The sequence below is a fragment of the Streptococcus oralis subsp. tigurinus genome (assembly GCF_002093545.1).
GTDB lineage: Bacteria > Bacillota > Bacilli > Lactobacillales > Streptococcaceae > Streptococcus > Streptococcus oralis_C.
On the sequence record NZ_LNVF01000009.1, the window covers coordinates 66,344 to 79,329 of the forward strand.

Consider the following 12,986-nt stretch of genomic DNA (forward strand, 5'->3'; position numbering starts at 1 on the left):
CAAAAACTCTATTTGCGGAGAAAATGAAGCAAATATTTCCATAATAAAACGCATAATATCAAGGATTGAATGAACAACCTTGATATTATGCGTTTTTCTGATTTTAAAGCCTGATTGCTCAGTCTCTTTATAGTCTGTTTGATTATTAAATCGTTATTAAAATTCAATGGAGATTCGTCATTATGAGTAATAATAGTTCTTCCAGAAGTTATAGATTCCACTTTATCCCATTAGATAGTGTGTTCTAAATTCACTATATCTTGTTAGGTTTTAGGGAGAATCATTGATAACAGACTGTTGCAAATCTAGTTAGCTATATGATTTATACTTATTTACTTTTCTAGTAACCAATCTATGATATTTTTTTTCTCAATTCCGTTGTAATTTGCTGTTGGCTGAATTGTATCCATTGTTAATAGATATTTTGGGAATTGATCTTTAATGGCTTCTAGTGGTCTAAGTTCTCTTTCTAGTGTTTCTGGGGCAAGTGTTGTTTCACTGACCTGATAATAAGCGTAGTGACCAAGATCAGTTACAACAACAAAATCAACCTCATATTTATCTAAATTACCAACATATACTTGTGAATATCTACGTCTCAATTCCAAATAAACAATATTTTCCAAGATATGACCAATATCTTCTTTGTGGTCTGGCAATAAGAGGTGTCGTAAACCTAAATCAACGGGATAATATTTTTCTAAGCGTTGTAATAATGCTCTGCCTTTTACATCAAAACGTGGAACGGAATAAAAAAGTAAACTGTCTGTCAAAGTCGTCAAATAATTTTCCAAAGTATTGTGGGATATTGAAACATTTTGGCTGACAAGGGTATTGCGAATCTTATTTGTTGATATTAAGCTACCTGTACTACTGAGAAGGGTTCGTACAATGCGCTCAATAATAGTAGGATTTGGATTTCCCAATCTAGTGACAATATCATTTAACAGTATTGAGTTATATATTCCTCTGAGATAATCAATTTTTTCAGCGTAAGATGATGTTTGCAATAAGTAAGGGAAAGCACTAAAGAGATAATTGTTAAAAATTTCTGTTGTATTCAGATTCTCTGAGAGAGATTGACCTGATAGGTATTCTTCAAATGACAAAGGAAGAACCTCTATCTCAACATACCGACCAGTCAAGTTTGTAGCTAATTGGCTACTCATAAAGTAGGCGTTTGATCCAGTCAAATAGAGGTCAACATTTGGCAAGATGAATAGACTATCTGCTACCAGTTCAAATTTTTCAACATGTTGAATTTCATCTAAAAAGATATAGTATGTTTTTTCCTCAACTAATCTTTCTTTTATATAAGCGAATAATGTTTGAAAATCTCGCAGGTCATAATAACTCAGATCTTCAAAATTGATGGATATGATTTGATCCTCGTCTACTCCAGTTGCTAGTAACTCCTCTTTATAGAGTTGAAAGAGAACAGATTTACCAGCTCGTCTAACTCCACTCACAACTTTGATGATTGGCCGATCACGATGTCTTCTTAAAAAGTCTAAATAATGTGGTCTTTTAATATAGTTCATAATAGTTACCTCAAAGATAGTATAATATAAATAGTAATTATTTTCAAATATTTAGAAATAATCTGCTATTTGTTTTGTTATTTTTAAATATCTAGAAATAATATCTTCAGAATAGAAAAAGAAATTGTCCAGGAATGAAGAAACTGTACATTTGTTGTTAAACTGTACATCATCTTTGTGATACAGTAGTTCGTCTTTCTTAATTACATAAGCTCCGAAAACTAAAAAAGTGATAACCCTTTGATAACCTCTCGATTTTTAAAAGGGTTATATATGTAAGGATTGAGGATTTATCTCTCAAAAGAACTTGAGTTTAGTGATAATTTACCATAAATATCATGATGTAGAAAAAACCAGGTCTTAAGAAAGCTCGTAAAGCATCTCAATTTAGTAAACGTTAAAACTTATTTACACTTATTGAAAGCATTTCGTATCAAAAATACGGGATGCTTTTTCTGTTCACCCCAAATATTTGAACCTTGAATTTACGTTAATACGTTCCGTTACGACTGTTGGCTTTAAAATAATTAGCTTTATCGTAAGGCTCATACCCTAAAAAGGCTGATAACTCTGCTTGAAGCAGATCGTTCATAACTGTTTCAAGGAATGAACGAAAAAATTCATCAATATCTTGCTTTTGGGCTAAGAAGTTAAGTAGTTTTGTAGTAAACTGTGTCATAGGAATAAACCTCGTTCCAGTAATGTTTCGTAACTCTACTATAACGGATTTCTTCCTGTTTGTGTTTACACGGCTTATTTTACACTACCAAAAGAACTTTAGCTATTGGGTATACAAGCTAAAGTTCTCGGCTCTATAATTTCTGTAGTGGGTAAAGCCACCATAGGAATTATAGAGCCCTTTTCTTTTACCTTTTCTGAAAAAGGAGTATAATAGGGGCGAAAATATAAAATCGTTTTAATGATTTAGAATCGAGGAAAGGATTATGAGTAATTCTAGTCAGAAAGGTGCTAAATTAGGGACCTGTGCCCCTGATCAGGTTTATCAGGTGTTGCAAACAAGTCCTCAAGGCTTAAACTCACAAGAAGTCCAGAAAAGGCAGGCGACTTACGGGCCTAACCAATTAAAGGAGAGTAAACAAGAACCTATTTGGTTGACTTTTGTCAGACATTTTACCAGTCTCATGGCCCTCTTATTGTGGGTTGGTGGCTTTATCGCTATGCTTTCTCATAGTCTAGAGTTGGGGATTGCTATCTGGTTGGTCAACATTATTAATGGTCTCTTTAGTTTTATTCAAGAATATAGAGCAAGTCAGGCTACGGCAGCCCTTAATAAGCTTCTTCCATCTTACACACGGGTTCTTCGGGATGGGAAGGAAGATAAGATTCTTGCTCAGGACTTGGTGCCAGGGGACTTGGTTTTCATTGAAGAAGGAGACCGTATTTCTGCAGATGGACGCTTGATTGCCGTGACAGATTTGCGAGTTAATCAGTCTGCTCTTACTGGTGAGTCTAGCCCTATTTACAAGTCAGACCAAGCGGATTTAGATCCTGAAAAAACCGAGTTAGAATATGACAATATGGTGTTTGCTGGAACTACAGTTTCTTCTGGGTCTGGGTGTTTTATAGTATCTGCTATCGGAATGGAAACAGAGTTTGGACAAATTGCAGATTTGACACAAAACCTTACTCAGGAAAAAAGCCCTCTTCAGAAAGAATTAGATCATTTGACCAAGCAAATTTCAGTAATTGCAGTCTCTATTGGTCTCTTCTTTATGGTTGCAGCAACCCTATTTGTTCACCAACCTTTGTCTCAATCCTTTATCTTTGCCCTGGGTATGATTGTTGCCTTTATTCCTGAGGGGCTTCTTCCCACGGTTACCCTATCTCTAGCCATGGCCGTTCAGCGCATGGCTAAGGATCATGCTTTGGTTAAGAAGTTGTCTTCGGTTGAGACTCTTGGAGCGACCTCTGTTATTTGCTCAGATAAAACAGGGACCCTAACTCAAAATGCCATGACAGTTAATCATTTATGGACCTTGTCGGGTAATTATGAGGTGACTGGGCTAGGTTATGCACCAGAAGGGCATATTGAGAAGGATGGTGACCCTGTTTCTCTGAAGGGAAATGATCTCCTGAATCGTTTGGTTCGCTTTTCTCACTTGGCTAGTAATGCTCAAGTGGTTGCGCCAAGTGCTGACAATCCCGATTATACGGTCTTGGGAGACCCGACTGAAGCTTGTCTTAATGTTCTTGCAGAAAAAGCAGGTATTGATTTAAATGACAACCACAACTGGGCTCCTCGTATCAAAGAAATTCCCTTTGATTCGGATCGTAAACGAATGACAACGGTACATAGTCTCGAAAAAAGTCTGGATGGCAGTCACCATATTTCCATCACTAAGGGTGCGCCTAAAGAAGTGATGGAACTTTGCTCAGACTATTATGATGGTCAAGGGGCAATCAAATCTATGGCTGCTGCAGAACGTCAGGCTATTCTTGCTGCTAACGATCAATTTGCTCATGACGGCTTGCGTGTTTTAGCTGTGGCTTATAGACCCTTAGAAAGTGATCGTATTGGAGAAGACAAGTGGGATATGCAGACTTTGGAAGAAAATATGGTTTTTCTGGGTCTTGTTGCCATGAGTGATCCCCCACGTCAGGGTGTACGTGAAGCTATTGTAAAATGTCACCGAGCTAATATTCGTATTATTATGGTTACAGGTGACTATGGCTTGACGGCTCTTAGTATTGCCAAGAAAATCGGAATTGTGCAGGGTGATGATGCGCGTGTTGTTTCAGGACTTGAACTGGCTGACATGGATGACGATCAGCTTAAAGAAGCGCTTAAAGGTGAGATTGTTTTTGCCCGTGTAGCCCCTGAACAAAAATATCGTGTAGTCAATGCACTTCAGGAACTTGGTGAAGTTGTTGCTGTTACTGGTGATGGAGTAAATGATGCCCCTGCTCTGAAAAAGGCTGATATCGGGGTAGCTATGGGAATATCTGGAACTGACGTCGCCAAGGAATCTGCTGATATGATTTTAACGGATGATCACTTTGCTTCTATTGTCCATGCTGTTGAAGAGGGACGTGCCGTTTATCGAAATATTCAAAAATTCCTGACCTATATTTTTAATTCCAATACACCGGAAGCTGTACCATCTGCCTTCTTCTTGTTCTCTTTGGGGCGCATTCCTCTTCCTTTAACCGTTATGCAAATCCTAGCGATTGACCTTGGAACAGATATGATGCCCGCTTTGGGATTGGGGGTTGAGCCACCAGAAGAAGGCATTATGGACAGGCCACCAAGACGCCTATCAGATCGTTTGTTAAATCGGCAATTATTATTAAAAGCCTTTGCTTGGTATGGTATGATTGAGTCTGTTTTGGCTATGGGTGCCTTCTTCCTTAATTATTGGGTTAATCAAGGACATCTGAATCATCTAGCTAGTTCAGGACCTCTTTATCGAGAGGCAACAACCATGACTTTGGGAGCTATCATCTTCACGCAGATTGGTATGGCTATGAATAGTCGCAAAGGTAGAGGATCTATTTTCAAAATCAAACCATTTGCAAATAAGATTATTAGTCTGGGGATTATCTTAGAAATCATTCTCTTTATTATCCTGTCCTATGTACCTCTTTTCCACACTCTCTTTAATACAGCTCCGATTGGTTTTGATGATTGGCTCTATTTGCTCGTCTGTCCATTTATCATTATGGCTCTAGAGGAAATAAGGCACCGACTATTTGATTAAGAGTAAGCCGATGGCTTACTTTTTAGGCTCTATAATATTTATAGTGGGTAAATCTCCTATAGATATTATGGAGCCTCTTTTATTGTAGAAAAAAAGTCCCATATGACCTATAATGAAAAGCGATCAAACCATCATTAGAAAGAATCATATGGAACCATTACATTTTACCTCAAAACTACTCGATATCAAAGACCCTAATATCCAAATTATGGATGTTGTTAATAGAGATACCCACAAGGAAATCATCGCTAAACTAGATTACGACGCCCCATCTTGTCCTGATTGCGAAAGTCAAATGAAGAAATATGATTTTCAAAAGCCTTCTAAAATTCCTTATCTCGAAACGACTGGTATGCCTACCAGAATCCTCCTTAAAAGGCGTCGTTTTAAGTGCTATCATTGTTCGAAAACGATGGTCGCTGAGACTTCTCTCGTCAAGAAAAATCATCAAATTCCTCGTATGATCAACCAAGAAATTGCTCAGAAGCTAATTGAAAAGACTTCTATGACCGATATTGCTCAGCAGATGGCCATTTCAACTTCAACTGTCATTTGAAAGCTCAATGACTTCCACTTTAAGCATGATTTTTCGCATCTTCCTGAGATTATATCCTGGGATGTTGAAACAGTTAGGGAAGTGACTGTTTCAATCGGGAGATGAAGATGAGTTTCATTGCGCAAGATTTTGAAAAGCTCGATATCATCACTGTTCTTGAAGGAAGAACACAAGCTGTCATCCGAAGTCACTTTCTTCGCTACAATCGAGCTGTTCGTTGTCAGGTGAAAATCATTACTATGGATATGTTTAGTCCCTACTATGAATTAGCTAAACAGCTTTTTCCATGTGCTAAAATCGTTCTCGATCGTTTTCACCCTTCGTTATTATATTTCTGAACTCAGGCTAAAACAGTCCACTGGACTGTTTTACTCCAACACTTAAACCGTGCTATGAGTCGTGTGCGTGTCCAAATCATGAATCAGTTTGAGCGAAAATCTCATGAATATAAAGCCATCAAACATTACCGGAAGCTCATTCAACAGGATAGCCGTAAATTGAGTGATAAGCGATTTTATCGCTCTAAACATCAAAAAAGAAAGGACGAATTTCGTCCTTTCTCGAGCTTAGCTTTTCTTCAATCTACTACAGTTGACAAAGAGCCAAGTTCTTTTGGTTTGTATAGTTTAATAAAATTAAATAAATCCTCTACTTCTGATGACAGTGTAGCTGATTTAAGGTGAGCGTAATAAACTGTAAATGTGATCTGGTCCTCCGGTATTAGAGGGATTTTTATTAAATCATCATCTTCATCAGAGAGTGCGATATCAGCTAGTAAACTAACGCCAATCCCTTTCTTTAAAAGTTCTTTAAGAATGACAATGTCGTCACTCTTGAAGAATATTTCTGCCCTGTTTTGATACTTCTGATTAAGAAGTTCAAAAGCTTTCAAGTGAACAAAATGTTCGTCTAAAAGGATAAGATTGATCCACTAAATCTTGAAAAGTGAGGGAAGAAGCGGTAGCAAGAGGGTGGTTCTTAGATAAAACGACATACAGTTCTTTATGAAATAGTTCATGCGTCTCTATTGAAGGATGATTGAGTGGTTCAATCAAACCGAGTAGGCTTGCATCAAGGTCTCCCTTGAGGAGAAGGTTTAATAACTCCACGGAGCCATCGCGGATGGAGCGTACTTTTTTTAAAAAATCAAATTCTTTTTCTTCATTTAGAGAAGCAAAGAGATACTGTATGATAATAGGAGGAAATCCTACAGTAGAGTAATGAACCAAAGAACGATTTATTTCTTTGCGAGCAGAAATGATCTCAGGTAAGATCAGTTCTGTGTGTTTCAGAAGGATTTCTCCTTGATGAGTCAGTTTGAAGGATCGGTGTGAGGGATCGTGGTGAATCAACTTACAATTAAAGGCCTCCTCTAATCGCTTGATGGCATAAGAAATAGAAGGTTGGCTAACTTTGTGCTGTTTTGCTACATCTGTATAGGATTGGACTTGGCAGAGATCATAAAAATACTGTAGGTCTTTTAAGTTCATAAAGGCTCACTTTCAACATCTAGGGAAACAACCAGATAAATAATATTTATCCGTATCGCTTCGTTTGACTATACGTTTTTTTACCAGTTATAATGTATGTGAGTCAGGGATATCAGAGGTTATCTAAGATACTTTCGAAAATGCTTAACATCTTTTCGCGTTTCTCAACAGGAAGTTGTTTAATCTTCATGTTCAATCTCTTTAGTGAAAGATTTTCAGTCTTATCAGAGGTGGATTCAAGGCTACTAAAATTGAAAAACTCCTCTGGGGTCATCTGTAAGGCATCAATCACTTTTTCTAGACTGTGAATGGTCAGATTCACACTTTGGTTTTCTAGTTGATTGATATACTTAAGACCAAGTCCTGCCTGTTCAGAAAGTTCTTCCTGGCTCATTTTGTTTTTTGTACGAAAATATTTCACTTTTTGGGAAATATATTGTTGTAAATAGTTTTTGGTTGTCATATAAATAGAATACAAGTTTTGTATGACAAAAAAACACCTTAAAAAATACAAAGTATTATATAGAAAACTTAAAGGATATTTATTTTAATTAGAATTGCCAATTTGTATAATTATTTTGTTATACTCGAAACTTTTAGTAAAGAGTCATTGTCGAAGGTTTGATGAGTTTAGAAATTTATAAAACAACTTAAAGTGTCATCAATAATAGTGTTTTAAGTATCAAAAGGCTTATTATAAATTTTCTCGTAGACTCATTATAACATATACATCCACAATTGTATTTTTTAAGCAACAAAGTTTACCAAACAATTCGTTTTAAGTGGTATAATAGAAGTAAAAAGGAGGTTGCACTATGATTGCACATGATATTTTAAACAATCCTTTCCTCAATAAAGGTACTGCCTTTACATTAGAGGAGCGGAAGGAACTAGGCCTTATTGGTTTACTGCCACCGTATGTTCAAACGATTGAAGAACAAGCGGCGCAAACTTATGCACAAATGCAAACAAAAGCCAATGATTTGGAAAAACGTTTGTTCTTAATGGAAATCTTTAATACAAACCGTACCCTTTTTTACTACCTATTTGCTCAACATTTGGAAGAATTCAATCCAATTGTCTATGATCCAACTATTGCTGATACAATTGAGGGGTATAGTGACCTCTTTGTAGATCCACAATATGCGGGATATCTTGATATTAATCATCCTGAAAATATTGAAGCCACTTTGAAAAATGCCGCCGGCGATCGCGAGATTCGACTCATTGTTGTAACAGATGCAGAAGGAATCCTTGGAATCGGTGACTGGGGAACAAATGGTGTCGATATTTCTGTTGGGAAATTGATGGTCTATACTGGCGCTGCTGGAATCGATCCTTCTATGGTCCTTCCTTTAGTCATTGACGCAGGGACTAACCGTGAAGATCTTCGGAACAATCCTAATTACTTGGGAAATCGTCACGAACGGGTCCGCGGAGAACGTTACTACGACTTCATTGACCAATTTGTTCAAACAGCAGAACGTCTCTTTCCTAAACTCTACCTTCACTGGGAAGACTTTGGTCGCTTAAATGCTGCTAATATTCTTGAAAAATATCGGAAACAAATCCCAACCTTTAACGATGATATTCAAGGTACAGGAATCGTTACCTTGGGTGGTATCTTTGGTTCACTAGATATTAGTGGTGAAAAATTAACAGATCAAGTTTATCTCTGCTATGGTGGTGGTACTGCGGGTGCAGGAATTGCCTCTCGTGTTCTTCGCGAAATGGTGAGTGAAGGTCTTTCTGAAGAAGAAGCCTATAAACGTTTCTTTATGGTTGATAAACAAGGTCTTCTCTTTGATGACATGGATGACCTAACTCCTGAACAAAAACCGTTTGCTAAGAAACGTGCTGACTTTAGCAACGCAGACAAGTTGACTGATCTGCTTGAAGTAGTGAAGACTGTGAAGCCAACCATTCTTGTAGGAACTTCAACTCAGCCAAATACCTTCACTAAAGAAATTGTAGAAGCTATGTGTGAAAACACTGAACGTCCAATGATTTTCCCATTATCAAATCCAACCAAGCTAGCCGAAGCTAGTGCCAAAGATTTGATTGAATGGTCAGATGGTAAGGCTTTTGTCGCAACAGGAATTCCTGCTGATACGGTTTCTTATAAAGGTGTAGACTATGTGATTGGTCAAGCAAATAATGCATTGATTTACCCAGGTCTTGGTCTAGGTATGCTGGCTTCTGAAGCAAGTCTTTTGACAGATGAAATGATTGGAGCAGCGGCTCATTCATTGAGTGGTATTATCAATCCAGGTCAACCAGGAGCTCCTGTCTTGCCACCATTCAAGTATGTAGCAGATGTTTCTGTTAAAGTAGCAGAAGCAGTCGCTAAAAAAGCGCAAGAACAAGGTCTTGCCCGCGCTAAGGAAACAGATATGGCCAAAGCAGTTCGTGATTTGAAGTGGTATCCGACCTATAAATAAGTAAATGGAAATGGGGTGTACGAGTAATATTGGATGCTTCGTACACCTCCTAATAGAGGCTATGTCATGTAGAAAGGGAATCTATGGAAATCTTTTTGACTTCAATTCAGAGCATTGTACCTATTATCGTCATCATCATTCTAGGTTACTTCTTACAAGTCCGTGGTTGGTTTCAAGAGAGTTTTGGAAATGATTTATCTAAACTCATTATGAATCTGGCCATGCCAGTGGCAATTTTTACCTCTGTTCTTAAATATTTAACTTTAGATAAATTGATTAGCTTGTCTGGCGGTTTATTGTATACGTTTATCGCCTTCATTCTCGGTTACCTAATGGCTTTTATAGCGGTGAAACTTTTTAAAGTGAGCCCAGGCCGTCAAGGAACTATGATTAATACCTTTGTTAATGCCAATACCATTTTTATTGGTTTGCCTTTAAACATAGCTCTGTTTGGAAATCAAGCCCTTCCCTACTTCTTGGTGTATTATATTACAAATACGGTATCTACTTGGACATTAGGTGTCTATCTAATGACCTCGGGTAGCAAAGAAGGGGCTTCAAAGCAAGCTCAAAAATTCAATTGGAAGAAACTCTTTCCAGCCCCCTTGTTGGGATTTCTCGTAGCCCTCGTATTTTTAGTGCTCCGTCTTCCTGTCCCAAGTTTTGCGGAAAGTACCTTGACTTATATTGGTAGTTTAACAACGCCATTATCTCTTGTTTATATCGGTATCGTTCTTGCTAAGGCAGGCTTGAATACCATTGCTTTTGATAAAGATACAATTGTCACTTTAGTTGGACGCTTTATCCTAGCTCCTCTAATCATGCTTCTTGTATTGAAGTTCTTTTCCCCAAATATGGCGACAGTAGAATTTAAGACCTTTATGATTCAGTCCGCTACGCCAGCTCTAGCTGTTCTCCCAATCCTTGCTAATCAAGGAAAAGGAGATGTGGAATTCTCTACGAATGTAGTGACTTTAAGTACGGTTCTATTTATCGTTGTTATTCCAATATTACAAACTTTATTAGGATAAGAAGGAAGAGGATAGGATTGAAAGTTATGCGTTAAGAAATTCCCCTATTTAAAAAATATTGGTTCAAATTTTATGAAATTAAAAAGTAGATAACGTTCTGAAAATCCTTGATATTGTGCTGTTTTTAACCCAACTGAAACCCACACTTTCCAACCAGGTCTTAAGAAAGTCCGTAAAGCATCACAATTTAGTAAACGTTAATTCGAGAGAATTACTATACTTACAGAGAGCACCTTTCGAGGTGTTCTTTTTTATATTTTCATACTAAATTGGTGCAATTGACACAGTTGTTGCGACTTTAGTCGCTTACAAATGAGGCTGCAATCTGACAAAGTCAGTTGCCTCAAAACCTTAAGAACCTGTTACAATATAGCATTTACAACACTTCATGGTTCACACCATGGGGTGTTTTTGCTTCTATCATCTTTTCACGGTATCGCTCGTGTGGTATAATGGGACAAGGATTGCTCCTCGTTTCAGACGAGTTTATGGAATTCAGGATAAGTTAGCAGGTGAGACGAGTATTTCTGTCAGTCTCCTATCTACCTGTTAACAGCTATCCAAAATAAAAGGAGATTGTAGATTGGTTTTATTAGTATTAGGGATCTTGGTTTTGCTCATTCTAATCTTAAAAAGGAAACAGAAAACTGCTAAAAAATCTGAGGGAAATGCCAAGAAAAGAAATTGGCTATTAATAGGTTGCTTATCCATAGTGATCCCAATGGTAATCTTCACAGTGAGTAGTCCTATTCTTGCTCTAATGGATATGTGGGGGCTGTTTGCCCATGCAAATCGAACTGAGCTTGAGCAAGCTGTGCATCGTTCTTATCAAAATTACGGTCTTACAGGACAGTTTGAGTTAGAAAAATACGAGAAAAACTATACAAGTGTAGGAGGATTTATAATCCATGGTATCTATAGTGAAAATATAGCCGGAAAAACCTATGAGGTTAAAACTCGATTTAAATACTATACTCGTTTTTCGGAAAATAAAACATATAGAAAGACAGATGCAGAGGTTGATTACAAAAATGATAAAAAAATTTATAATGTTTTCCCAGAATTAGCCTATTTAGGGATTGAAGTTAGTCTAGGCACCAACGAATTCTTAAAAACGCTGGACAGTTCAATCAAAGATCCTCAACTGCCTGATTTGAAGTATCAAGGTATTGGTTTTGAATTTAATAACCAATCTGATAATATCTATCTTTATAATGAAATATTAGAGGAAAATCAAAGTAAGGGCCAAGCTCTGCAAGGAATGTACCCAATGGATGCTCAATATCTTTTCCAAAAAGAGATTTTTATACCGACATTTGAATTTCAGTATTTCGTTCCAAAAGAAAAAAGAGATCTCTTGTATGATGACTATCTTAAAGAGCTTGAAGCGCTCATGAAGGAATTTTTTGCCAACCAACCCTTACCAAGAGGTCTTTATGCTGTCAAAATTGCTAAGTATAAAGAGGATAAACTTGTCAATGATAGTGGTGTATATTATGTGAGGATTGAAAATCGGCAAGTTGTAAAGCTGTTGCAAAAATTAGAGTAGGAGTTGCTAGGGCTAGTTCCGTCTAACAATATTTTTACTAAGAAGAGAAGGGAAGTTTTGTAATGATTAGTTTAGAGCTGTTGTCTGAAGAAAATAGTCTAGACGTTTATTCTTTTGAAAAAGAAAATCGAGAGTATTTTGAACGAAATCTACCTCCTAGACCAGCTAACTATTTTGATTTAGAAGGTTTTAAAGAAATCACAAGGGAATTGTTAACGGAACAAAGGAATCGTGATGTCTATATGCATCTTATTAGAGATTCGCAAGGCGTTATGGTCGGAAGAATCAATTTAAGTGTCTTAGAGGGTAATCGAAAAACAGCAGAGCTTGGGTATAGGATTGGGGAAAATGTTACCAATTTAGGCTATGCTAGCGAAACGGTTAGACTTGTTTTAGACAAGGCTTTTATTGCTCATGGTTTCAATAGAATCATTGCAGGAACGGCAAGGGATAATCTGGCTTCTCAGAGAGTACTTTTAAAAAATGGTTTCACCTTTAGTAGAATGATAGAAAATGACTTACACATTCATAATGAGTGGGTTCATACAGCAGTATTTGAGATAAGGAGACCATAATATCATTATTTCCAGTCTATTGACAAGGTTAATGGAGTTATAATCTTTTCAGACATTCAAGAATGTTTTCTTGGATGTTTTTTT

7 protein-coding genes and 3 pseudogenes are annotated in these 12,986 nt (G+C 37.0%); 6 read left to right on the plus strand and 4 right to left on the minus strand.

Annotation, left to right across the window (positions count from 1 at the left end; all coding sequences use genetic code 11):
- Positions 1-332 precede the first annotated feature (332 nt).
- Positions 333-1,541: an ATP-binding protein gene (locus tag ATE34_RS09020; protein WP_084911765.1), complete on the minus strand. Its 1,209-nt coding sequence runs from the start codon at positions 1,539-1,541 to the stop codon at positions 333-335.
- A 493-nt stretch (positions 1,542-2,034) separates the two neighbouring features.
- Positions 2,035-2,220 (minus strand): annotated as a pseudogene (locus ATE34_RS09025) (transposase); the annotation flags it as partial.
- Between the two features lie 265 nt (positions 2,221-2,485).
- Between ATE34_RS09025 and ATE34_RS09030 the strand changes: the two are divergent.
- A complete protein-coding gene (locus ATE34_RS09030) occupies positions 2,486-5,260 on the plus strand; it encodes a cation-translocating P-type ATPase (protein WP_084911767.1) in 2,775 nt (924 codons plus the stop codon).
- 148 nt (positions 5,261-5,408) lie between these two features.
- Positions 5,409-6,337 (plus strand): annotated as a pseudogene (locus tag ATE34_RS09035) (ISL3 family transposase); the annotation flags it as partial.
- A gap of 56 nt (positions 6,338-6,393) precedes the next feature.
- Here ATE34_RS09035 and ATE34_RS09040 read toward each other — a convergent pair.
- Positions 6,394-7,306: pseudogene (locus ATE34_RS09040) on the minus strand (LysR family transcriptional regulator).
- A 112-nt stretch (positions 7,307-7,418) separates the two neighbouring features.
- The gene (locus tag ATE34_RS09045) at positions 7,419-7,769 is read right to left on the minus strand and encodes a helix-turn-helix domain-containing protein (protein WP_084911769.1); all 351 of its coding nucleotides are present in this window, start codon (positions 7,767-7,769) and stop codon (positions 7,419-7,421) included.
- A gap of 352 nt (positions 7,770-8,121) precedes the next feature.
- On the opposite strand from ATE34_RS09045, the gene ATE34_RS09050 reads away from it, so the two are divergent.
- From ATE34_RS09050 to ATE34_RS09065, 4 genes are all read left to right on the plus strand, one after another.
- Complete coding sequence (locus tag ATE34_RS09050; RefSeq protein ID WP_084911771.1) at positions 8,122-9,747, plus strand: malolactic enzyme; 1,626 nt, start codon at positions 8,122-8,124, stop codon at positions 9,745-9,747.
- 83 nt (positions 9,748-9,830) lie between these two features.
- The gene (locus tag ATE34_RS09055) at positions 9,831-10,778 is read left to right on the plus strand and encodes an AEC family transporter (protein ID WP_084911773.1); all 948 of its coding nucleotides are present in this window, start codon (positions 9,831-9,833) and stop codon (positions 10,776-10,778) included.
- Positions 10,779-11,361: 583 nt separating this feature from the next.
- On the plus strand, positions 11,362-12,327 hold the full coding sequence (locus tag ATE34_RS09060) for a hypothetical protein (RefSeq protein ID WP_061598709.1): 966 nt from the start codon (positions 11,362-11,364) through the stop codon (positions 12,325-12,327).
- 62 nt (positions 12,328-12,389) lie between these two features.
- On the plus strand, positions 12,390-12,902 hold the full coding sequence (locus ATE34_RS09065) for a GNAT family N-acetyltransferase (protein WP_061598707.1): 513 nt from the start codon (positions 12,390-12,392) through the stop codon (positions 12,900-12,902).
- Positions 12,903-12,986 lie beyond the last annotated feature (84 nt).